20 protein-coding genes and 1 tRNA gene are annotated in these 22,631 nt (G+C 65.9%); 16 read left to right on the top strand and 5 right to left on the bottom strand.

Annotation, left to right across the window (positions count from 1 at the left end; translation table 11 throughout):
* The first annotated feature begins 30 nt into the window (after positions 1–30).
* From VZ068_RS12955 to VZ068_RS12890, 14 genes are all read left to right on the top strand, one after another.
* Positions 31–1,173, top strand: a complete 1,143-nt coding sequence (locus VZ068_RS12955) for a glycosyltransferase family 4 protein (protein ID WP_259150906.1) — start codon at positions 31–33, stop codon at positions 1,171–1,173.
* A complete protein-coding gene (locus VZ068_RS12950) occupies positions 1,170–2,219 on the top strand; it encodes a glycosyltransferase (protein WP_349655538.1) in 1,050 nt (349 codons plus the stop codon). Before VZ068_RS12955 ends, VZ068_RS12950 begins: the two co-directional genes overlap by 4 nt.
* Positions 2,216–3,721, top strand: a complete 1,506-nt coding sequence (locus VZ068_RS12945) for a lipopolysaccharide biosynthesis protein (protein WP_259150903.1) — start codon at positions 2,216–2,218, stop codon at positions 3,719–3,721. Before VZ068_RS12950 ends, VZ068_RS12945 begins: the two co-directional genes overlap by 4 nt.
* Before the next feature lie 64 nt (positions 3,722–3,785).
* Positions 3,786–4,991 carry a glycosyltransferase family 1 protein gene (locus VZ068_RS12940; protein ID WP_259160938.1) on the top strand — a complete coding sequence of 402 codons (1,206 nt, stop codon included), beginning with the start codon at positions 3,786–3,788 and terminating at the stop codon, positions 4,989–4,991.
* A 41-nt stretch (positions 4,992–5,032) separates the two neighbouring features.
* Positions 5,033–5,827, top strand: coding sequence for a polysaccharide pyruvyl transferase family protein (locus VZ068_RS12935; protein ID WP_259150900.1), 795 nt, complete (start codon positions 5,033–5,035; stop codon positions 5,825–5,827).
* Positions 5,828–5,831: 4 nt separating this feature from the next.
* The gene (locus VZ068_RS12930) at positions 5,832–6,626 is read left to right on the top strand and encodes a WecB/TagA/CpsF family glycosyltransferase (RefSeq protein ID WP_349655537.1); all 795 of its coding nucleotides are present in this window, start codon (positions 5,832–5,834) and stop codon (positions 6,624–6,626) included.
* 36 nt (positions 6,627–6,662) lie between these two features.
* A complete protein-coding gene (locus VZ068_RS12925) occupies positions 6,663–7,124 on the top strand; it encodes a cupin domain-containing protein (RefSeq protein ID WP_349655536.1) in 462 nt (153 codons plus the stop codon).
* Positions 7,125–7,219: 95 nt separating this feature from the next.
* Complete coding sequence (locus VZ068_RS12920) at positions 7,220–8,236, top strand: TraB/GumN family protein (protein ID WP_349655535.1); 1,017 nt, start codon at positions 7,220–7,222, stop codon at positions 8,234–8,236.
* 219 nt (positions 8,237–8,455) lie between these two features.
* A complete protein-coding gene (locus VZ068_RS12915) occupies positions 8,456–9,487 on the top strand; it encodes a 3-oxoacyl-[acyl-carrier-protein] synthase III C-terminal domain-containing protein (protein ID WP_349657709.1) in 1,032 nt (343 codons plus the stop codon).
* On the top strand, positions 9,487–10,335 hold the full coding sequence (locus VZ068_RS12910) for an MBL fold metallo-hydrolase (RefSeq protein WP_349655534.1): 849 nt from the start codon (positions 9,487–9,489) through the stop codon (positions 10,333–10,335). Before VZ068_RS12915 ends, VZ068_RS12910 begins: the two co-directional genes overlap by 1 nt.
* Positions 10,332–11,291, top strand: a complete 960-nt coding sequence (locus tag VZ068_RS12905; protein ID WP_349655533.1) for an NAD(P)-dependent oxidoreductase — start codon at positions 10,332–10,334, stop codon at positions 11,289–11,291. The genes VZ068_RS12910 and VZ068_RS12905 overlap by 4 nt, the downstream gene beginning before the upstream one ends.
* Positions 11,282–12,436, top strand: coding sequence for a glycosyltransferase (locus VZ068_RS12900; RefSeq protein WP_349655532.1), 1,155 nt, complete (start codon positions 11,282–11,284; stop codon positions 12,434–12,436). The genes VZ068_RS12905 and VZ068_RS12900 overlap by 10 nt, the downstream gene beginning before the upstream one ends.
* Positions 12,414–13,025 (top strand): hypothetical protein, encoded by a 612-nt coding sequence (locus tag VZ068_RS12895; protein WP_349655531.1) that lies wholly within the window; start codon positions 12,414–12,416, stop codon positions 13,023–13,025. The genes VZ068_RS12900 and VZ068_RS12895 overlap by 23 nt, the downstream gene beginning before the upstream one ends.
* The gene (locus VZ068_RS12890) at positions 13,015–14,289 is read left to right on the top strand and encodes a glycosyltransferase (RefSeq protein WP_349655530.1); all 1,275 of its coding nucleotides are present in this window, start codon (positions 13,015–13,017) and stop codon (positions 14,287–14,289) included. The genes VZ068_RS12895 and VZ068_RS12890 overlap by 11 nt, the downstream gene beginning before the upstream one ends.
* Positions 14,290–14,664: 375 nt before the next feature.
* On the opposite strand, the gene dxs is transcribed toward VZ068_RS12890, so the two are convergent.
* The 5 genes from dxs to VZ068_RS12865 all read right to left on the bottom strand — a co-directional run bounded on the left by dxs (position 14,665) and on the right by VZ068_RS12865 (position 21,225).
* A complete protein-coding gene (gene dxs, locus VZ068_RS12885) occupies positions 14,665–16,581 on the bottom strand; it encodes a 1-deoxy-D-xylulose-5-phosphate synthase (RefSeq protein WP_349657708.1) in 1,917 nt (638 codons plus the stop codon).
* Positions 16,582–17,061: 480 nt separating this feature from the next.
* Positions 17,062–17,718, bottom strand: coding sequence for an HNH endonuclease (locus VZ068_RS12880; RefSeq protein ID WP_349655529.1), 657 nt, complete (start codon positions 17,716–17,718; stop codon positions 17,062–17,064).
* Positions 17,719–18,274: 556 nt separating this feature from the next.
* Positions 18,275–20,068: an acyl-CoA dehydrogenase C-terminal domain-containing protein gene (locus VZ068_RS12875; RefSeq protein ID WP_349655528.1), complete on the bottom strand. Its 1,794-nt coding sequence runs from the start codon at positions 20,066–20,068 to the stop codon at positions 18,275–18,277.
* A gap of 38 nt (positions 20,069–20,106) precedes the next feature.
* Positions 20,107–20,580, bottom strand: a complete 474-nt coding sequence (locus VZ068_RS12870) for an LEA type 2 family protein (RefSeq protein ID WP_259150874.1) — start codon at positions 20,578–20,580, stop codon at positions 20,107–20,109.
* A 108-nt stretch (positions 20,581–20,688) separates the two neighbouring features.
* Entirely contained in the window at positions 20,689–21,225 is a 537-nt protein-coding gene (locus tag VZ068_RS12865; protein ID WP_259150872.1) for a lipocalin family protein, read from the bottom strand.
* A gap of 180 nt (positions 21,226–21,405) precedes the next feature.
* Here VZ068_RS12865 and VZ068_RS12860 point away from each other — a divergent pair.
* Positions 21,406–21,481 (top strand) — tRNA-Phe (locus VZ068_RS12860).
* A gap of 270 nt (positions 21,482–21,751) precedes the next feature.
* Entirely contained in the window at positions 21,752–22,027 is a 276-nt protein-coding gene (locus VZ068_RS12855; RefSeq protein WP_259150871.1) for a hypothetical protein, read from the top strand.
* Positions 22,028–22,631: the final 604 nt, after the last annotated feature.

Here is a 22,631-nt window from a genome sequence, read left to right as displayed (position 1 = left end):
TGCGCGCGGCTGGTACAGGAGATTGGCGTAATGAAAGTGGTGCATGTCGTCCGCCAATTCCATCCCTCGATCGGAGGCATGGAAGAGGTCGTCCTCAACGTTGCCCGCCAGCATCAGGCCACTAGCGCCGATACGGTGGAAGTGGTGACGCTGGATCGGGTGTTCACCGATCCGGATGCGCAGCTTGCGCCGCAGGAGACCCATCAAGGTCTGCCGATCCGGCGGATCGGCTATCGCGGTTCGTCGCGCTATCCGTTTGCGCCGTCGGTGCTGGGCGCGATTGGTTCGGCAGATGTGGTGCATCTGCACGGGATCGATTTTTTCTACGATTATCTGGCGTTGACCAAGCCGCTGCACGGCAAGCCGATGGTGGTGTCCACGCACGGTGGGTTCTTCCACACCGCGTATGCGTCGCGCATGAAACAGCTGTGGTTCCAGACCCTCACGCGCACCTCTGCATTGGCGTATGCGCGGGTGATCGCAACCAGCGAAAACGATGGCGACCTGTTTGCCAAGGTGGTATCGCCGGCCCGCTTGCGGGTGATCGAAAACGGCGTGGACGTGCAGAAATATGCGGGGCAGGGCGCGGCCGCGCCGGGGCGGACGATGCTTTACTTCGGACGCTGGTCGGTCAACAAGGGGCTGATCGAGACGCTGGAGCTGCTGAAGGCGATGCTCGCGCGCGATCCGCAGTGGCAGCTGATCATCGCCGGCCGCGAATACGATTTGAACGAGGCCGACTTGCGCAAGGCGATCGCCGAGCGCGGCTTGCAGGACAAGGTGCAGCTGAGCATGTCGCCGTCGCAGGAACAGCTGCGCGCGTTGATGCAGCAGGCGCAGTTCTTCGTCTGTCTGTCGCGCCATGAAGGGTTTGGCATTGCTGCGGTGGAGGCGATGAGTGCGGGCCTGATTCCGATCCTCAGCGATATCCCGCCGTTCGTGCGGCTGGCCAGCGAGTCGGGGCAGGGGGTGATCGTCAACCGCGACAGGATCGAGGCGGCGGCCGACCAGGTGCAGGCGCTCGCACTGACGGCCGATGGCGACTTCGCAGCGCGTCGTGCGGCATCGATGGCCTATGTGAGCCGCTACGACTGGAAGCATGTGGTGGGTCGCTACATCGACGAGTACCACAGTGCACTTGGCACGCCGCGCCCGCAGGAGACGCTGCGATGAGCGCGCTTGCATCCGCACAGACGACACGCGCGGCCGCAAGGCCGCAGGTCACGGTGTTGTTTTCCACCGAAAAGCCCAACGCCAGCACCAACCCGTACCTGACCCAGCTCTACGACGCGCTGCCCGACGCGGTGCACCCGCGCTTCTTCTCGATGCGCGCTGCCTTGCTGTCGCGCTACGACGTGCTGCATCTGCACTGGCCCGAATACCTGCTGCGCCATCCCAGCGCCGTGGGCACGCTGGCCAAGCAGTTTTGCGCGGCGTTGCTGCTGTTGAAGTTGCAGCTCACCGGCACGCCGGTGGTGCGCACCTTGCACAACCTGGCCCCGCACGAAGATCGCGGTTGGCGCGAGCGCAGCCTGTTGCGCTGGGTCGATCGCCTGACGCGTCGCTGGATCCGCATCAACGCCACCACGCCGGCGCGCCCGCCGTTTACCGACACCATCCTGCACGGCCACTACCGCGACTGGTTCGCGACGATGCCCCAAGGCAGCACGGTACCGGGGCGGCTGTTGCATTTCGGGCTGATCCGTCCGTACAAGGGCGTGGAAACGCTGCTGGAGGTCATGCGCGAGGTGGGCGACCCACGCTTGAGCCTGCGCATCGTCGGTAACCCGGCCACGCCGCAGATGCGCACGCTGGTAGAAGAGGCCAGCGCGCAGGATCCGCGCATCAGCGCATTGCTCGCCTATGTCGAAGAGCCGGTGCTGGCGCGCGAGGTCAGCCAAGCCGAGCTGGTGGTGTTGCCATACCGGCAGATGCACAACTCCGGCACGCTGCTGCTGGCGTTGTCGTTGGCGCGCCCGGTGCTGGCGCCGTGGAGCGAATCCAACGCGGCGATTGCCGAAGAAGTGGGGCCAGGCTGGGTGTTTCTCTACCAAGGCGAGTTCGACGCGGCGCTGTTGACCGGCATGCTGGATACGGTGCGCTGCGCACCGCGCGGGCCGGCGCCGGATCTGTCGCAACGCGATTGGCCGCGCATCGGGCAGCTGCACTACCGCGCCTACCTCGACGCGCTGGGCAAGGATGGGGACGCTGCACTGTGACCGCCCAGCCCCCCACGACGTCCTCTCCGACACCGCCTCCGCAGCGCAGCCTCGGCTCGCGCGCTGCCGGCGGGGCCGCGGTGACCATGCTCGGCCAGTCGGCCAAGATGGTCGTGCAGTTCGGCGGCATCATCCTGCTGGCGCGGCTGCTGACGCCATACGACTACGGCCTGATGGCGATGGTCACCGCGATTGTCGGTGCCGCCGAGATCCTGCGCGATTTCGGGCTGTCTGCCGCTGCCGTGCAGGCCAAGCACGTCAGCCGCGAACAACGCGACAACCTGTTCTGGATCAATAGCGGTATCGGCCTGGCGTTGTCGGTGGTGGTGTTCGCATCGGCGCATCTGATCGCCAACTTCTACAAAGAGCCGGCACTGGTCACGATCTCGCAAGCGCTTGCGGTGACGTTCCTGATCAACGGCATGACCACCCAATACCGCGCGCATCTGAGCCGTGGGCTGCGCTTTGGGCAGGTGGCACTGAGCGATGTGGGCTCGCAGGTGTTGGGGCTGGGTGCGGCCGTGGCCGCCGCGCTGCTGGGCTGGGGCTATTGGGCGCTGGTGGTGCAACAAGTGGTGCAGGCGGTGGTCAACCTGGTGATCGCGGGCAGCTGCGCACGCTGGCTGCCCGGCGGCTATCAACGTTCCGCACCGATGCGTGATTTCATGAGTTTCGGCTGGAACCTGATGGCGGCGCAGTTGCTGGGATATGCCAGCCGCAATGTGGGGCAGGTGATCATCGGCTGGCGCGCCGGGCCCGATGCGCTGGGTCTGTACAACCGCGCATTCCAGCTGCTGATGATGCCGTTGAACCAGATCAATGCACCGGCGACCAGCGTGGCGTTGCCGGTGCTGTCGCAGTTGCAGGACGATCGCGAGCGTTTCAGTGCGTTTCTGCTGCGCGGGCAGACGGTGATGGTGCATCTGATCGTGGCGCTGTTCTCGTTCGCCTGTGCGGTGGCGATGCCGTTGATCGTTCTGGTACTGGGCGAACAGTGGCGCGAGGCAGTGCCCTTGTTCCAGGTGCTCGCGTTGGGCGGTATTTTCCAGACTGCGTCCTACGCCACGTATTGGGTGTTCCTGGCGCGCGGTTTGATGCGCGAGCAATTGCTGTTCTCGCTGGTCAGCCGCATCGTGCTGATCGCCTGCATCTTCGTCGGTTCGCGCTGGGGGGCGATGGGGGTGGCCATCGGTTATTCGTTCGGCCTGCTGGTGACCTGGCCGATGTCGCTGGTCTGGGTCGGCAAGATTTCCGATACGCCGGTGGGCATGCTGTTCACCAATGCAGTACGCGCGATGGTGGCTTACGGCGTCGCCGGCGCCTGCGCGTATTACGCCTCGATCAGCGTCGGCGGCCCGCTATGGCAGCAATTGGCCGCAGGTGCAGCGGCGATGGCTGCAGTCTGCCTGCTGATGCTGGGTATCTGGCCGTCGTTCCGTCGCGACGTGATCTCCATCGTCAACATCCGCAAGTTGTTGAGTCAGGCCAAGGCGCGTCGATGAGATCGACATCGTCTTCGCCTGCATTCGGGCATGCTTTCTCTCACTCATTCATAGGACACGGCCCATGAGCGACACACCCGCCGCCGCTGCTTCCGGCATTCGCCGGCCTTGCTATCTGGTCTTGTCCGCACACGATTACCGCACCCCGCGCCGCGCCAACATCCACTTCATCACCGATCAGCTTGCGCTGCGCGGGACGACGCGATTTTTCTCGCTGCGTTACAGCCGGTTGTCGCGGATGAAGGGCGATATGCGGCTGCCGCTGGACGACACCGCCAACACCGTGGTGTCGCACAAGGGCGTGGAATGCTATCTCTGGCGCACCACCGTGCATCCGTTCAATACGCGTCGGACGTGGCTGCAGTCTGTCGAAGACGCGATGTTCCGCTGGTATGCCGCACATCCCCCCAGGCAACTGCTGGACTGGATGCGCGAGGCGGATGTCATCGTGTTCGAAAGCGGCATTGCCGTGGCCTTCATCGAACTGGCCAAGCGCACCAATCCCACCGCCAAGCTGGTGTATCGCGCCTCCGATGGATTGAGCACGATCAATGTTGCGTCCTATATCGAACGCGAGTTCGACCGGGTTGCGCCCACCCTGGACGTCATCGCGCTGGTGTCGCCGGCCATGGCCGAAGAGATCGCAAGCCGCGATAACGTCTATCACGTCGGGCATGGCGTGGATCACAACCTGGATCAGCTGGGCGATCCGTCGCCGTATGGCGAAGGAATCCATGCGGTGGCGGTGGGGTCGATGCTGTTCGATCCGGACTTCTTCGTCGTTGCCAGCAAGGCGTTTCCGCAGGTCACGTTTCATGTGATCGGGTCGGGCATGGGGCGCCACCCGGGCTACGGCGACAATGTCGTGGTCTATGGTGAAATGAAGCACGTCGAGACGATCGGCTATATCAAGCACGCGCGGTTCGGCATCGCGCCGTATGCGTCGGAACAAGTGCCGGTGTATCTGGCCGATAGCTCGATGAAGCTGTTGCAGTACGACTTTTTCGGGTTGCCTGCGGTGTGTCCGAATGCAGTGGTCGGGCCGTACCAGCAGTCGCGCTTTGGTTATACGCCCGGCAATGCCGATTCGATCGTCGCTGCAATCGGGCAGGCGCTGGACGCGCCGCATGTGCGTTACCGCCAGTGTCTGAACTGGTCCGACACCACCGACCGTGTACTGGATCCAGCCGCGTATCCGGAAACCCGTTTGTATCCGCAGCACACCGGCGCAGCCGCGCGTGCTTCCTCGGAGGCCGCGCTCTCGCATTGATGCAGCGCACCTCGCCCGTTCAAGACAGGAGACCTCCCTTTATGGCCAACGCTTTGCTGCAGAAGTGGATAGAACACGCAGAACGTCGCGCATTGTTCTGGTGGCAGCCGAAGAACGCTGGCGTCAACATGGGGGATCACCTGTCCAAGGTGATCGTGTCCTGTGTGCTTTCCCTGCAGGACAAGACGCTGATCGAGAAGCGCGATCTCAGCAAAAAGCTGATCGCGATCGGTTCGGTGCTGCACTTTGCCAAGGATGGCGACACCGTCTGGGGCAGCGGCATCAACGGCAAGATTCCGGCCGAGCGCAATACCTTCAGCACGCTCGACGTGCGAGCGGTGCGCGGGCCCAAGACCCGTCAATTTCTGCTGGACCGCGGCATCGCGGTGCCGGAAGTCTATGGCGACCCGGGTCTGCTGACCCCGATGTTTTTCCCTGCCGAGGCATTGGGCACGGCTGAAAAGCGTCCGTTCGCCATCGTTCCGCATTTCAACGAACCGGTCGAGAAGTACAGCGCCTACGCAGACCATCTGGTGTTTCCCAACGTCAAGCCGGCAACCTTCATGAGCCAGCTGCTGGGTGCCGAACTGGTGGTCAGCAGTTCGCTGCACGGCCTCATCCTTGCCGAGGCGTACGGCATCCCGGCGGTGTATCTGGACTGGGGCAATGGCGAAGACCGTTTCAAGTACGACGATTACTACCACGGGACCGGGCGCATGCAGTGGCATGCGGGCAACAACGTCGAAGAATGTCTGGCACTGGGTGGCAACGGCGCATTCGATCTGGAAAAGCTGCAGGCCGGTCTGCTGGCTGCATTCCCCTACGACCTTTGGTGATTCGATGATGCAGGGCCAGCACTTGGACAGCGAAACAGCGACCGTCTCCGCTGTCGACACACCGCCGGGCGTGGTGATTCCGCTGGGCGGGTTCCCGGTGTTGTCCACCACCCAGGAAGCCTTCGCGCTGGATCTGTTCCACGCACTGGCAGCGCAACAGCCGCGTCGGGTGTTCTTCGCCAACACCAACTTCGTGGTGCAGTGTCAGCCGTTGCGGATGCGCATGCGCGAACCCAGCGTGCGCATCGTCAACGACGGCATCGGGATGGATCTGGCGGCGCGGCTGATTCATGGCCGCCGCTTTGCCGGCAATCTCAACGGCACCGATCTGATTCCGTATCTGTGCCGCCACAGCGCGCAACCGCTCAAGTTCTTCCTGCTTGGCGGACGGCCCGGCGTGGGCAAGACCGCCGCTGCCACCTTGACCGGCACGTTGGGGCAGCAGGTGGTGGGCATGTGCGACGGCTACGGCGAGTTTGCCGCCGCCGGCGATGGCCTGGCCGAGCGCATCAACCGCTCCGGCGCCGATGTGCTGCTGGTGGCGTTCGGCAACCCCTTGCAGGAGCGCTGGATTCTGGACCACAGCCACGCGCTGCGTGTCCCATTGGTGTTCGGCGTCGGTGCGCTGCTCGACTTCCTGTCCGGCACGGCGCGGCGCGCGCCGGACTGGGTGCGCCGCCTGCACATGGAGTGGATGTACCGGTTGCTCAACGAGCCGCGTCGCCTGCTCAAGCGCTATAGCTGGGACTTGCTGGTGTTCTTCCGCACCTGTCTGCGCGCAGGCAAGCATCTGCCTTGATGCATCGCGGCGGCCTCGGGGCTTAGCATGTCATGCATGCATCCGACCGCCGCTGCCCTGATCCGCTCGCTCGACCTGGCCCCGCACCCGGAAGGCGGGCATTTCCGCCGCGTCTACGCCTCCGCCCGTCAGGTGATCGACAATGGACGCGTCCGGCCGGCGCTGACGGCCATCCGTTTTCTGCTGGCTGCAGGCGAATGCAGCGCCTGGCATCGCGTCGATGCCGAGGAAACCTGGCAGTGGCAGCAGGGCGACGCCCTGGAGTTGCTGCTCTACGACGAAGCCAGCGGACAACTGCAGCGGCTGATCCTGGACGCGGCCGAACGCGGCGAGCCGATGCACGTGGTTCCCGCAGGACAGTGGCAGGCGGCACGCTCGCTGGGCGACTTCACCTTGGTGGGATGCACGGTCTCGCCGGGCTTCGTCTGGGAAGGGTTTGCGCTCCTCGATGCTGCTTCGCCGTTGGCCGCGCATCTGGCCACGTTGGCCCCGCGCTGATGCCAGTCATGCGCTCCTGCCCCAGCGCAACGCTTCCCTAACGCGGCGGGTGCCGGCTTCACGTAATGTCCGCCTCACACAGGGGGCGATGCACGATGCGACACAGGGCAGTGGGGTGGGGCGTGGGGTTGATGTTGGTGTCGCTGCTGGCGGCGGCCAATGAAACGGCGCCGCCGATGACGGCGCCGGTACCACCGCCGGTAGTGGATCTGGAAGCGATGGTGGTACGCGGCGTGCAGCCCGGGCCCGGCCTGTGGAAGGTCCGCAAGGGCGAGCATGTCTTGTGGATCCTGGGCACGCAGTCGCCGTTGCCCAAGCGCCTGCAATGGCAGGCGAGTGAAGTGGAAACCATCATCGGCCAGTCCCAACAGGTACTGATGGCGCCGACCGTACAGCTCGATGTCGATATGGGGTTCTTCGGCAGGCTGACCTTGTTGCCGTCGGCGATGAAGGCGATGAAGAACGCCGACGGCCGCGAACTGCGCGAGCTGCTGCCGCCCGATCTCTACGCACGCTGGAGCGTGGCCAAGGCCCGCTACATCGGCAACGATCGCGGCGTGGAGCGCAAGCGCCCGATGCTGGCCGCTGGCGAGTTGTACCAGGCGGCGCTGAAACGGTCGGGCCTGGCCCGCTCGCCGGTGATCTGGTCGGTGGTGGAACGCGCCGCCAAGCGCGCAGGCATCAAGCCGACGCCGACCGCGCTGGACTACAAGATCACCGACCCGCGGCAGGCGCTCAAGGAGTTTCGCGCCGGCGGCATGGACGACATTGCCTGCTTTCGCAGCATCCTGGTGACGGTGGAGCGCGATCTCCCCACCATGGTCGAACGCGCCAATGCCTGGTCGGTGGGCGACATCGAGGCGTTGCGCCAGTTGCCGCGCGAAGATCCGCAGGCGGCGTGCATGAGTGCGATGGCCAGTTCCGAAGCGGCCAGAAAGCGCGGTATCGACGATCTGGAGCGGCGCATGCGCGACCATTGGCTCGGCATCGCCACCACTGCGCTGCAACGCAATCGCAACACCTTCGCGGTGCTGCCGATCAGTCGCTTGACCGCGTCCGACGGCTATCTGGCGCGCTTGCAGGCGCTCGGCTATGAGGTGGAGGCGCCTTGATCGCCTGACGCATGGGGCGGCACGCGTCCCAGCCACGTCTGCACGCGCCAGTGGCTGCCGCGGTCGCTCGCGATTTGGATTGTGCAGTGCTTGCAGCCGTTTGAAGCGGTGCTTGCCGCGCCCGGTCGCCGGAGCCATGTCGCGCGCCGCACGGAGGACACTGCGGTCGAGCAGGGCGACGGTCCGTGCGGGGGTTAGGCCGGCCGTTCCTGCCAAGGTATCCTGCGCGCCTTCTTTGCCGAGAGCTCCGTGTTGAACGCATTGCCGCTGCGCATCCTGGGCACCGGACGCCATGTCCCGGCGCGCGAAGTCACCTCCGGCGAGCTGGACGCGCGCTGGCAGTTGCCGGCCGGCACCACGGCCGCACGCCTGGGTGTTGTCACCCGCTACTACGTGGGCGAGGGCGAAACCGCATCGTCGATGGGAGCGGCCGCGGCGCGCCAGGCACTGGACAACGCCGGCATCGACGGCAGCCAGATCGACTGCCTGATCTCGGCCTGTGCGGTCATGGAGCAACCGATTCCCTGCCAGGCGGTGCTGATCCAGCGCGCATTGGGGTTGGGCGATTCCGGCATTCCCGCATTCGATGTCAATGCCACCTGCCTGAGCTTCCTGGTGGCGCTGGACATGGCCGCCAATGCGCTGGCGCTGGGCCGCTATCGGCGCGTGTTGATCGTCTCCAGCGAAGTGGCCTCGGCCGGGCTGGACGATGCCGTACCAGCCACCGCCGGTTTGTTCGGCGATGGTGCCGCGGCCGTGGTGGTCGGGCGCAGCAGCGCCGATGACGGCTCAGCATTGCTGTCCAGTCGCCTGTCCAGCTACGGCAACGGCGCGGACGTGTGCCGCATTCGCGGCGGCGGTACCCGCGCAGCGCATGACCAGCACGGCGCAGCCGATGCGTCGCGCGCGTTCTGGATGGATGGGCGCAGCGCCTATCGCTTTGCGGCGCGCCATCTGCCGGTGTTCTGGGAACAACTGCTGCACGATGCCGGCCTCACCGCGGCGCAGCTGCGCTACCTTGTGCCGCATCAGGCTTCCGGCGGCGGCCTGGATCATGTGGTGCAGGCGCTGGGGCTACGCAGCGATCAGGTTGTGCGCATCCTGCACGCCACCGGCAACCAGGTGGCCGCTTCGCTCCCGCATGCCTTGCATCACGCCTGCGTCGATGGGCAACTGCGCCGCGGCGAGGTGTTCGCGCTTCTCGGTACCGGCGCCGGTCTGGCGATCGGCGGCATGGTGTTGCGCTACTGATGCGCGTGCGCGTTTCTCTCGAGCTGTTGCGGGTTGGCCACTGCCGCCATTGCGAGCGCATGGTGCGTGCAGACGGCCATTGGCATGCGGTGGAATTTCCCGCGTTGAGCGTGTTGATCCGGCACCCGCAGCGGGGAGCGATGCTCTACGACACCGGCTACGCCACGCATTTTTTCCAGGCCACCGATCCCTGGCCGGAGCGGCTGTATCGCTGGACCACCCCGGTGACCCTGCCTGCGCATGAAACCCTGCGCGCGCAGCTGGCACGTCGCGACGTGCAGCTGGACGAGATCGGCTGGTGCCTGATTTCGCATTTCCATGCCGACCATGTGGGCGGCCTGCGCGACCTGCCGAACGCGCGCTTCAGCTGTCTGCGTGCGGACTACGCGCAACTGCGCAATTGCTCGCGCCTGGGGGGATTGCGCCGTGCCTTGCTGCCGCAACTGCTTCCGGCGGATTTCGATCGACGCCTGTACTTTGCCGAGCAGGCGCCGCAGCGCGAGCTGAGCGGCGCCTGGAAGGGCCTGGGCACGGCGTACGACCTGTTCGAAGATGGCAGCGTGCTCGCCGTACCGCTGCCCGGCCACGTCCCCGGGCAAATGGGCGTGTGGTTACGCGACCAGCATGACCGCGAGGTGCTGCTCTGCGCAGATGCGGTGTGGTCGTCGGCCACCTGGGCGACGCTGCAGTGGCCGGCGTGGCCCACCCGCTTGCTGATGCACGATTGGAGCGCGTTCCGTCGCACCGTGCAGCAGTTGCACGGGTTGTCGCAGGCGCATCCGGAGCTGGCGATCCTGCCCTCGCACTGCCAACCCAGTCTTGACCGTTACCAACCGGAGTGGCGATGAGCCTGCGTATTCTCGTGACCGGCGCATCCGGTTTTGTCGGCGGCGCGTTCCTGCGCCGGTTCCAGGGGCAAGCCGGCGTGGAGATGCACGGCATCGGGCGGCGTGCCAGCGAATTGCCCAACTATCACCGCATCGATCTGAGCCAGCCGTTTTCGCTGGATTGGCGCCCGGATGTGGTCATCCACGCGGCGGCCTTGGCATCCCCGTGGGGGAGCCGTGCGCAGTTCCAGCTGCACAACGTGCAGGCCACCGCCAATGTCGTCGATTTCTGTCTGCGCAACGGCTGCCCTCGCTTGCTGTATGTGTCTTCCAGCTCGGTGTTCTACCGCGAGGCGCATCAATACGATCTGGATGAAGACAGTCCCATCGGACCGGACTTCGTCAACATGTACGCACGCACCAAATACCTCGGCGAGACCTTGCTGGAGGGCTATCCAGGTCAGGCATCGGTGCTGCGCCCGCGCGCGGTGTTCGGGCCGGGCGATACGGTGTTGTTCCCGCGCGTGATCGCCGCTGCGCGCAAGGGGGCGTTGCCGCGCTTTGTCGGCCAGACCCGGCCGGTGATCGGCGATCTGATCTATATCGACACGCTCTGCGATTACCTCTACCGCGCGGCCACCGCACCGCAGCTGCAGCGCGCCTACAACCTCACCAATGCGCAGCCGGTGGATCTGCAGCAGTTGGTGCTGGATGTGCTGGCGCGCCTGCAGCTGCCGTTGCCGCACCGACAGGTGCGCATCGCCACCGCGCTGCGCATGGCCAGCGTGGTGGAGGGTCTTTATCGTGTGCTGCGGTTGCGCGGCGAGCCGCCGATCACGCGGTTTGGCGTCGGTGCGTTTGCCTACTCCAAGACCTTCAACCCGCAACGCACGCTTGCCGATCTTGGGGCGCCCAGCGTCGGCGTGGAAGAGGGCATCGAGGCCTTCGTGCGCTGGCAGGCGGCGCAGTGGACGTAGCCCTGCTGGCTTTGGCGGCGCTGTACCTGAGCCTGCTGCTGTGCAAGTCGGCGGCTGTGCTGTGGGTCATGCGTGAGGCACGCGCGCGGCCAGCACGCGCTCTTGCCGGTAACCCGGCCGAGGTGGCGATCCTGCAGCCGATCCTTGGTGGTGACGCGCATTTGCACGGCGTGCTGGCGGCCAATCTGCAGGCGCTGCCGTCCGCGCAGTTCTGGTGGCTGCTGGATGCGGACGATGCGGCGGGGAACGCGGTCGCAGACATGCTGGTGATGCAGCATCCGCAGGTGCCCATCACGCGGGTGCTGGTGCCCGCGGCGCCGGCCAACATCAATCCCAAGGCGTGGAAGCTCGAATACGCCCTGGCCCAGGTGCAGGCGCCGATCTGTCTGATCCTGGATGACGATGCGCAGCTGAGCGAGCCGGCGCTGTTGCAGTTGTTGCAGGATCTGAGCCACGCCGACGTGGTGACCGCATTGCCTTATTACTGCGACAGCGACACTTTCGCTGGCCGCCTGCTGTCGCAGTTCGTCAACAACAATGCGGCGCTCACCTATCTGGGCTGGCTGCCGTTCGCGGCGCCGTTGACCATCAATGGCATGTGCTACGCCGCGCGCACGGCGCAACTGCGTACCTGGGGCGGCTTTGCCGCATTGCTGGAGCAACTGACCGACGATCTGGCGGTTGCCACGCTGGTCCGCGAACGCGGCGGGCGCCTGTGGCAATCCACGGCGCCGGTGGTGATGCGCACCGCAATGCCGGATCTGCGCAGCTATGCCCGTCAGATGCACCGCTGGATGCTGTTCGCCTTGATTCTGCTGCGCCGTCAGCGCAGCGGTATTGCCGGTGCCATCTCGGTGCTGCAGGGGTTGCCGCCGGTGTTGCTGGTGGCCCTGTTGCTCGGCATCTGCGTGCAGCCCGGAGGCTGGTCCATCGCGTGCGGGGCGACGATCTTGCTGCTGCGCGCGCTGCTGCTGTGTGTGGTGCAGTGGCGCAGCACCGGTGCGGTACACCACCGGCCGGTGCTGTCGGTCCTGACCGAATGCCTGCAGCCGCTGCACCTGCTGCACGCGGCCTGCGTACGCAGTATCGCCTGGCGCACGCGGCGTTACCACGTTTTGGCGGATGGTCGCTTCCGTGCGCAGTGACGCGCCGGCAGTGCAGATCGCCTTTCTCACCGGGCAGAGCGATCCGGCAAGCTGTGCACTGAGCGCGCAGCAACGCGATTTTCTGCAGCAGCTGCACGGCGATGGCCGGCAGTTGATTGCATGCAATTACCCATACCGTAGCGACCTGGCGCCGCACCGTCGCGTTGCGCTGTGGCGCGCCAGTGTTTCCAACGCACGCCAGTACCTGACTGCGCGTATTGCGCGCGTGCCGCACAGCGATCGCATGAGAGTGCAGGCCTTGCTTGCACAAGCGCCGATGACGGTGCTGCTGGCCGGCAGTTGCGGGCTGCAGGTGCTCACCGCGCTGCAGCTGCCGCAGAACCTGCGCGCGCGTCTGGCCGTGTTCGCCTACGGCCCTGTGTGCCGTGAGCCGGCCACGGTCGCGCATCTGCATAGCGTGCAGGGGCGCAGCGACTGGATTTCGCGTGCGCTGTTTCGCGGGCCGGTGCAGCTGGCGCCGGCGTGCGGGCATATGGATTATCTGACCACTGCGGACGTACTGTCCGAGTGCCAGGCGTTCGTCGCCGCGATCCAGCAGACGCTACGGGGCAGGGTGCATGCGCATTGATCTGGTCGCCCCGCCGTACAGCGGGCATCTGCATCCGATTCTGGCCATCGCCCGGCAGCTCGCGCCGCATCACGATGTGCACGTGATCAGCACGCCAGCTGCGCAGGCGCGTATCCAGGCATGTGGATTGCGTGGTGCAGGCGTCCTGGACGCGCAAGCCGACCGCGTGTTGCTGGAGATCGCCAACCCGCCGCACGCAGTGGGCCATCACCCGCTGCGTCTACGCCGACAGCTGCACGATGCGCTCGGCCTGATGGGACGCGTGGGCACCGCACTGCAGGAGCGCTGGAACGCACGACGGCCGGATCTGGTGATCGCCGATTTCACCCTGCCCAGCGCCGGGCTCACGGCACAGGCGATGGGGATCGCGTGGTGGACCAGCATGCCGTCGCCCTGCGTGATCGAAACCGCCGACGGCCCACCCGCTTATTTCGGTGGGTTGCTGCCTGCAACCCGCGCCCACCAGCGTGCCTGGCATGCGCTGGCGCGGCGGCTCACACGCGGCTTCAAGCGCAGCCTGCATGCCTGCTATCGGCGCCAAATGCGGGCCTGCGGCTTGCCGGCGCTATACCGCAGCGATCACAGCGAGGCGGTGTATTCGCCGCAGTGCATTCTGGCGTTGGGGTTGCCTTCTTTCGAATTCGCGCAGCGCTGGCCGGCGGCACTGCGCTTTGTCGGGCCGCAGCTGTGCACGCCGCCTTCCACGGTGGCAGCACCCGAATTCGTTCCAGGCCATCGGCATGTGCTGGTCACGCTGGGCACGCATCTGCAATGGGTCAAGCAGCGCATGGATGGCGTGCTACGCGCGCTGGCGCCGCAATTTCCCGAGGTGATCTTTCATTTCAGCGATGGCGATACGACTGCGCCGTACCAGCCAGGGCAGGGCAATTATCGGCGCCTGCCCTATGTGGATTACGCGCAGCATCTGCATCGTTACGCGCTGGTCGTGCATCACGGCGGTGCCGGCATCCTGTATGCCTGCCTGGCGGCTGGACTGCCGTCGATCGTGTACCCGCTGGATTACGATCAATTCGATCACGCGGCGCGTCTGCATGCCGCAGGTGCTGCACGCTGGCTGCGTGAGCTGAGTGCGTTGCCGGACGTGATGCGCGAAGCGCTGGCTGCGGGAGCATCTTCGGATGTGCTGCGTCTGCAGGCGGAGTTGCAGCACATCGCCGCACAAGCCCGCATCGTGGGGCTGGTGGAGACCTTCGCGCAGACGGGGACTGTGCCGAGCGTCGGCGACCTGCCAGCGCGGTCGTAAGGCATCGCGTGCGTTGATTTGCGGCTGCAATGCGCAACGGCGCAGCTGCTGAGTAGCGATCTGCCTGCAAGGCATGGCACTTGGTGCTGTCGCTGATTGACCGGGTCGGGTAGGCCTGCGGGCAGCCTTGCGCCTGCACGGCGGGCCAGCGCATACCCGTCACCGCGCAGGCATGCCATCGAGATCGCCTGGCGCACACAGGACACAGCGCAGGCAGGGCCGATCGCGCGCACGGCGTGGCGAGTCAGGCGCAGCGAGCAGTCGTCATTGAATCAAGACGCCGCGCGAGCGCGTCGCGCGTCTGGATCGTCTGAAATCCCGCTGACCCAGCGTGTCCATCGACCGGCGAACCCGGTCGCGTGGATGGCGCCGCGCTTAACCAGCAGCGGCGTTGCGTGGTGCGGTGGTGCCGGCCATCAGTTGCGGCCAACGCTGGAGCACGGCGGCGCGGATGCCTGCCTGGTCGATGCCGGCTTCGGCCAGCAGGTCTTCGCGGCTGGCGTGGTGCTGAAAGCTGTCCGGCAGGCCCAGGTGCAGCATGGGCATGGTGATGGCTTCGGCATTGAGCAGTTCGGCCACGCCCGAGCCGGCGCCACCGGCAACGACGTTGTCTTCGATAGTGACGAAGCCTTCGTGGCTTTTGGCCAGTTCCAGCAGCATGGCCTTGTCCAGCGGTTTGACGAAGCGCATGTTGACGACGGTCAGCCCGAGCTCGCGGCCGACCGCTTCTGCGGCGTCCACGCTTGCGCCGAAACCCAGCAGTGCGATGCGCGTGCCGCCGTGTCGCAACTGCGCCTTGCCGATCGGCAGCGTGGTCAGCGTGGTGTCCAGCGCAGCGCCGGGGCCGGTGCCGCGCGGATAGCGCACCGCAGCCGGACCTTGATAATGCACGCCGGTGCTCAGCATCTGACGGCATTCGGCTTCGTCGGCCGGTGCCATCACCACCATGTGCGGGACGCAGCGCAGGAAGCTCAGATCCAGGTTGCCGGCGTGGGTGGCGCCATCGGGGCCGACCACGCCACCGCGGTCGATCGCGAACAGCACGTCGAGCTTCTGCACCGCCACGTCGTGCACCAGCTGGTCGTAGCCGCGTTGCAGGAAGGTGGAATAGATCGCCACCACGGGCTTGGCGCCCTGGGTCGCCATGCCGGCTGCCAACGTCACCGCGTGCTGCTCGGCGATCGCCACATCGAAGTAGCGCTGCGGGTATTCCTTGCTGAAACGCACCAGGCCCGAGCCTTCGCGCATGGCCGGGGTGATCACCAGCAGCCTGGGCTCGGCGGCGGCCATGTCGCAGACCCAGTCGCTGAAGACATCGGTGTAGGTCGGCTTCTTGGCGCCGGTCTTGGCCACCAGGCCCTTGCTGGGGTCGAACGGGCCGACGGCGTGATAACCGATCTGGTCGCCTTCGGCCAGCTCGTAGCCCTTGCCCTTGGTGGTGATGACGTGCAGCAGCTGCGGACCCCTGAGGGTCTTCAGCGTCTTGAGCGCGCCGACCAGGCCGGGCAGGTCATGGCCGTCGATCGGGCCGGTGTAGTGAAAGCCCATTTCCTCGAACAGCGTGGACGGCACGAACATGCCTTTCCAGTGTTCTTCCCAGCGCCGCACGAAGCGCGCGGTGGGGTTGTTCTTCTTGTCGCCGAGGATCTTCTTGCCGCCCTCGCGAATGGCGTTGAGGGTGCGGCTGCCGCTGGCGCGGCCCAGCATCTTGGTCAGCCCGCCGACCGCTTCGGAGATCGACATGCGGTTGTCGTTGAGGATCACCAGCAGGTTCGGCTCCGGGTCCATGCCGCCGGCGTGGTTGAGCGCCTCGTAGACCATGCCCGCAGTCATCGCGCCATCGCCGATCACCGCGACCACCTTGCGGTCGTCGCCGTTGCGCTGCGCGGCGATCGCCATGCCGAGTGCGGCCGAGATCGAGGTAGACGAATGGCCCACGCCGAAGGTGTCGTAGATGCTTTCTTCGCGCTTGGGAAACGGCGCCACGCCGTCTTTCTGCTTGACCGTGTGGATCTGGTCGCGCCGACCGGTGAGGATCTTGTGCGGATAGGTCTGATGGCCGACGTCCCACACCAGCTGATCGACCGGGGTCTGATACAGGTAGTGCAGGGCGACGGTGAGTTCGATCACGCCCAGGCCGGCTGCGAAGTGCCCGCCGCTCTTGCCGACCGATTCGATGAGATAGGCACGCAGCTCCTCGGCGATTGCCGCAAGCTCGGCTTCGTCGAAGCTGCGCAGGTCGTCGGGGGTCTGGATGCGGGACAGACGCGGGTAGCGGGTGGAGTCGATCATCATCGTGTCAATGTTCTGAAGCCATATTGTCCTCCCCATGCGAAGGCCCGGCAAGCAAACCGGTTCAGCTGTCAGCGGGTGGTGATGGTCGGACGTGCCGTCGCTGCTGGCCTGCGCGGGCGTTACCGGGGGCTGCGGCAATCTGCCGCACCCTGTAGACGGCATGACCGCGCATTGGGCACGGCGCAGGCGGCACATCGTGGGGAGTGCCGATGCCGTCGTTGGCATCACTCGCGGGTTGGGCGCTCAGGCGGGCGTGGATGGTATAGGTCGAAGCGGCGGCTTCTGCTCTGTGCCGTAATCGGCGAAGACGCCGCAGGTGGAATGCAAGGCAAGCCGGGTCAGGCGAGTCATCGACTGGTGACCACATCGGTTGCAGGCGCGCAAGGCGCTCGCCCGATCATGCAGCCATCAGCTGCAGGGGACTGCCGTTGCGCGAGTCGTTCGCTGCGTCGTTGTGCGTGCGCGCACCAGGCAGCCTCACAGCGACAACTTCGAACGCTTGGGCAACTGTGCGCGCAGGAAGGCCATCTGATCGGACAGGATGTTGCGGTTGGACAGGATCAGGTGCTCGATCCAGCTCGGCCGGTAGGGCACCGCCAGCAACGGCATATGCGCCTGCTGCGGCGTGCGGTTGGCCTTGCGCGAGTTGCACTGGAAGCAGGCGGTGACCACGTTCTCCCAGCTGTCGCGCCCGCCCTTGGAGACCGGCATGACATGGTCGCGGGTCAGGTGCGGGCGGCTGAAGTGCTGGCCGCAATACATGCACAGCTGCGAATCGCGTGCGAACAACGCCGTGTTGCTGAGGGTTGGGGTGGGGTCCAGCGCCCGCGAGCGGGCGTGGCCGCGTGCGGCGATGATCGGGTGCAGTTCCAGTGTGCTGCGCTCGCCGGTGAGCCGCGAAATGCCGCCGTGGATCTGCATGCAGGGCTCGCCCAGCGTCCAGGACACCGCATCGCGCGCGTAGAGGCAGGCGGCATCCTGCCAGTTGATCCAGTCCAGCACGCGGCCGTGCGCATCGAGAGACAGCAGGCGCAAGGTGGGAAGTTGCTGGATCGTAGCGACAGCGCTGCCCGCGACCGGGGCAGGGATGCCTCCGGGGACGATCACATCACCTACGTGCGTGTCTGTCTCCATCGGGAAAACAGCTTATACCCGATCGTTGACAGTTTGTGTATCGCAGCGAACGGCTTTGGCGCGTGTCTTGCAATCAATGGGTCAGCAAGGCCTGGCTCGGCCGCGATGCCGCCGTGCTGCGTGAGCAGTCTGCGGGCGCGTTAAAGGCCTTGTTTACCCGTAGCGGTGCGCCGGGGCGCGAGGTCTTGCTGGTCGGTACCGCCTCGTCGCGGCCAGGTCCGCTCCTACGAAAGCGGAAGAATCCCGCGATGTATATCCGTAGGAGCGCACCGGGGCGCGAGGTCTTGCTGGTCGGTAAAGCCTCGTCGCGGCCAGGTCCGCTCCTACGAAAGCGGAAGAATCCCGCGATGTTTATCCGTAGGAGCGCACCCGGGCGCGACGCCTTGCTGATCGGTACCGCCTCGTCGCGGCCAGGTCCGCTCCTACGAAAGCGGAAGAATCCCGCGATGTATATCCGTAGGAGCGCACCTGGGCGCGAGGTCTTGCCGGTCGGTACCGCCCCGTCGCGGCCAGGGCCGCTGCTACGGCAGCGGCAGCCCGCGATGATGGCGCTTGCTCAGGCGTCGCCGAACAGCTCCGCTTCCAGCGTCATCAACGGCGCCGCGCCGCTGCGGATGGTGGCGGCGTGGGTCAAGGTGCGCGGCAGGATGCGGGCGAAGTAGAAACGTGCGGTTTCGCGTTTGGCGCGCTTGAAGTCCTCGCTGTGCGTGGATGCATCCGCCGCCGCAACGCTGCGCGCCCACCAGTACGCCAGCACCACGTAGCCGGAATAGAACAGATAGTCGTAGCTGGCGGCGCCCAGTTCGTCCGGATTGCGTGCGGCGCGGTCCAGCACATCGCGGGTCAACATGGCCCATTCGCTGCACTTGTCGCGCAAGGGCTTGATGAACTCGGCCAGCGCGACGTTGCCTTCCTGTGCATTGGCGAAGGTTTCCACATCGGCCAGGAACAGCTTGAGTCCGGCGGCCTGGCTGGCGGCGGTCTTGCGGCCGATCAGGTCCAGCGCCTGGATGCCGGTGGTGCCTTCGTAGATGGTGGTGATGCGCGCGTCGCGGGCCAGCTGCTCCATGCCGTATTCGCGGATATAGCCGTGGCCGCCGAAGCACTGCAGCGCGTGGTAGGTGTTTTCGATCGACCATTCGGTCTGGCAGGCCTTGGAGATCGGGGTGAGGAAGCTCACCAGGGTCTCGGCATCGGCGCGTTCCTGCTCGCTGGCGCCGCGGTGCGCCACGTCGACCAGGCTGGCCGCGTGCAGCGCCAGCAGGCGGCTGCCTTCGGTCAGCGACTTGATGGTCAGCAGCATGCGGCGCACGTCCGGGTGCACGATGATCGGGTCGGCCGGCTTGTCGGGGAATTTGGCGCCGCTGAGCGCGCGCGATTGCAGGCGCTCGCGGGTGTAGCGCAGGGCGTTCTGATACGCCCGCTCGGACAGGCCGATGCCCTGCAGGCCCACGCTCAGGCGCGCGGTATTCATCATGGTAAACATCGCCTGCAGGCCTTTGTGCGGCTTGCCGACCAGGTAGCCCTGCGCGCCTTCGAAGTTCATCACGCAGGTCACCGAGCCCTTGATGCCCATCTTGTGCTCGATCGAGCCGCAATGCAGCGCGTTGCGCTCGCCCATGTTGCCGTCGCGATCCACCTTGAACTTGGGGGTGACGAACAGCGAGATGCCCTTGGCGCCGGCCGGTGCGTCCGGCAACTTGGCCAGTACCAGATGCACGATGTTGTCGGTGAGGTCGTGCTCGCCGGCGGTGATGAAGATCTTGGTGCCGGTGATGGCGTAGCTGCCGTCGGCATTGGGCTCGGCGCGGGTCTTGAGCAGGCCCAGGTCGGTGCCGCAATGCGGCTCGGTCAGGCACATGGTGCCGGTCCAGCGGCCGTCGGTCAGCGGCTTGAGGAACGCTTCCTGCTGCCAGGCCTCGCCGTGCTGGCGCAGCGCTTCGCTGGCGCCGTGCGAGAGCAGCGGGAAGTTGCCCCACGCCAGGTTGGCCGAGTTGATCATTTCGCTCAGCGGCACGCCCAGGGTGTGCGGCATGCCCTGGCCGCCGAACTCCGGCTCGGCGGTCAGGCCGTTCCAGCCGCCTGCCACGAACTGGTCGTAGGCCGCACGAAACCCCGGCGGGGTGGTCACCGCGTGGGTGCTCTTGTCGAAGGCGCAGCCGATCTCATCGCCCACGCTGTTGAGCGGTGCCAGTACCTGGGTGGTGAAGCGGCCGGCTTCTTCAAGCACGGCGTCGATGATGTCGGCGCTGGCGTCGCCGTAGCCGAGCCGGGCGAACAAGGCTTCGGCGCCGAGCACATCGTGCAGGGCGAAGCGGAAATCGGTCAGCGGGGCGGTGTAGCTGCTCATGCGGGATCCTTGCAAAGAGGGTGCAGGAGGCGTGCGCGTCAGCGCAGCACGCCGTTGAGGCCGGGGGCGGGGCTGAGCGTGTTGCGCGATTGCACCGCGAACTCGCGTTGTTTCTTGTCCTGCGGGGTGGCCCACACCGTACCCTTGAGCGAGTACGGCAGCGAGCGGCCGCCGGCAAGCACGTCGGCGACGGTGATGCGGCCCAGGGAGGTCGGCTGCAGGGTGACGGTCACCACGTCGGCGGTTTCCGGGCCGATCGACATCCCCACCGCCTGGTCGAGCTTGCCGGCCAGCTCTTCGCCGGCAGAGATCTCCAGCGCCACGCGCTCGAACTGCATCGGGATGCTGCTGTAGTTCTGCAGGCGCAAGTCCACCGACCAGGAGCCGTCGGCACGCACGGTGAGCTGCTGGATGCTGGCCGCCGGCTCGGACACGCGGCGGACCGCGCCACCGCAGGCGCTCAGCAGCAGGCCGCAGGCCAGCGACACGATCAGGAGGCGATAGGCACGCATGTAAGTGGTCCTTGGCGGGTGTAAGGCGGCGCCAAGAATACTACGCAGTACGGACGCTGCCTTGCCGTCGGCGCGGACGCTGCGCTGCCGGTCAGCCGATGCCCGGACTCACGGCAAGGGCGCTGCCACGATCAGTGGCGACAGGTCATAGCCCATCTGCGTGGCCTGCGCCTTGAGCTGATCGAGCTGCGCGCGCGGCATCTGTGGCGAGCGCGACAGGATCCACAGGTATTTACGATCCGGCTCGCCGACCACCGCCCACTGATAGTCCGGGTCGAGGGCGATCACCCAATAGTCTGCCCAGACCAGGGGCAACCAACTCAACCATTCCGGCGCAAAGCGCACCTGCAATTGCCCGGCGTGGCCGGCGACCGGTTTTGCCACCCCGTCGGCCTGAGCCAGGCTGCCATCGGCAGTGCGGCAGCCATTGCGCACGCCGATCAGGCCGTCGTCGCGCAAGGTGTAGCTGGCGGTGATGTCGCTGCGGCACTTCTTCTGGAACGACACCGGCAGATGCGCGATTTCGTGCCATTGCCCGGCATAGCGCGAGATATCCAGCTGCGTCACCGCACGCACCGGTTGCCGCGCAAACGCAGCAGCCGGCAGCAGGACGAGGAGCGACAACAGCAGGCGAGGCAGGCGCATGGCGATCTCCGGACGATGCGCGCAGGCTAGGCCATCGCTCCCGCCGCGCGGCGTGAACCGGCGCAGGAAACGCAGGTCCTGACGCCATGCTGCAACAAAGTTCGTCACAACGCTTGCCCAAACTGCGCCTGCTCGCTATGATGCGCGTCCTCGCAACGCTGGCAGCAGTGTTGGGTTAGTGGCCGAGTAGCTCAGTTGGTAGAGCAGGGGATTGAAAATCCCCGTGTCGGCGGTTCGATTCCGTCCTCGGCCACCATTTCTTCAGTCTCGCAGCGCAAGTGGGTTGTTCCTTCGCGCTGTTGATGACGGTAACACCTCCCTTCGATTTGATTGATTGTGTACTGGTTGCCAGCACTGGCAGCTGGCTGCGCCGGTTGTTGGCTGTTTCGACGCCAGACGATGCGAATACCGGTAGGGGTTTCTTGTGCTTTTTGACGCGTCGTGCAGCGACAGGCGCGGTGGATGCGCAGGGCGGTTGGCGCCTGTTTCCACGTCATCTTCAACTCTGCATGGCGATACTTTGCGCATGACGCACAAGACACTTCGACGCACATTGATCCACGGGTATTGCGGCGAGTTCCGCGTGGAGACGATGGAAAGCCAGGCGCCCGGGCAGACGCGCTGGTTGTCGACCGCATTCGTCTATCACCGCGATCGCGCGGCACCGATCGCCACCATCGAAGGGGCGGGCGAGGGCGACTATCGCGGCGATGCGCGCGAACAGGCATTGCGGGTGGGGTCCTGTCTGGCGGATTTTCTCGACCCGAAGGAGTACCGCGCCTGCGAACTGGATGGGCAGTAGCGCATTTTCGGGCAGTACGTCGATATACCCCAGCCGTCGCTGCAGTTCGTCGCTTGGCGTTCCGCCAGAGCAGCACCACGCAAAGCAGTTGCGTTTCCCGTTCTTTTTGCAGGATGCGGTGGCTGTCGTAGCCGACGCGCCAGGCGCGAGCATGAGTTGCGCGCGGCCGTCAGCCTTGGCAATGCGGTGTTGCCCAGGTAATGCCGGTCGCGCAGATACGGGCCTGGGTCGGATGCGCCGGGTTCCGCCAGCGCCATCGCACCGGCAGTAGTCACCGCCGCTCGAAATGTTGAAGCGCCGCGCGCAGGCGTTGTCCGTGCTGGCGACGGAATGCATTCTGGTTTGCGTCACGCAGTGGTTGATTGACTGGTCTGCGCGCTTTTGCATGGCTGGGTTGCAACATGCCCGCTTGCCTGTACGCGATCGCAACCTCGCCAGGACGACCGCGCCAAGAACGCAGGCAGCAAGGCCCTGGCGGTCGCTGGGCAGTTGTAGCCGCGCGATTGCCTTGAGATAGCCTGTGGAGTGGCTGCATCCGTCGAACGATGCAACGCTGCATGGTCGCGATCAGCGCGTATGTACGCACAGACCTGCGTTGGAGCGG

The organism is Xanthomonas sp. 10-10, from assembly GCF_040182365.1.
Taxonomy (GTDB): Bacteria; Pseudomonadota; Gammaproteobacteria; order Xanthomonadales; family Xanthomonadaceae; genus Xanthomonas; species Xanthomonas arboricola_F.
The sequence above is the reverse complement of the archived record's forward strand: the minus strand, read 5'-3'. Positions and strand labels throughout refer to the sequence as shown.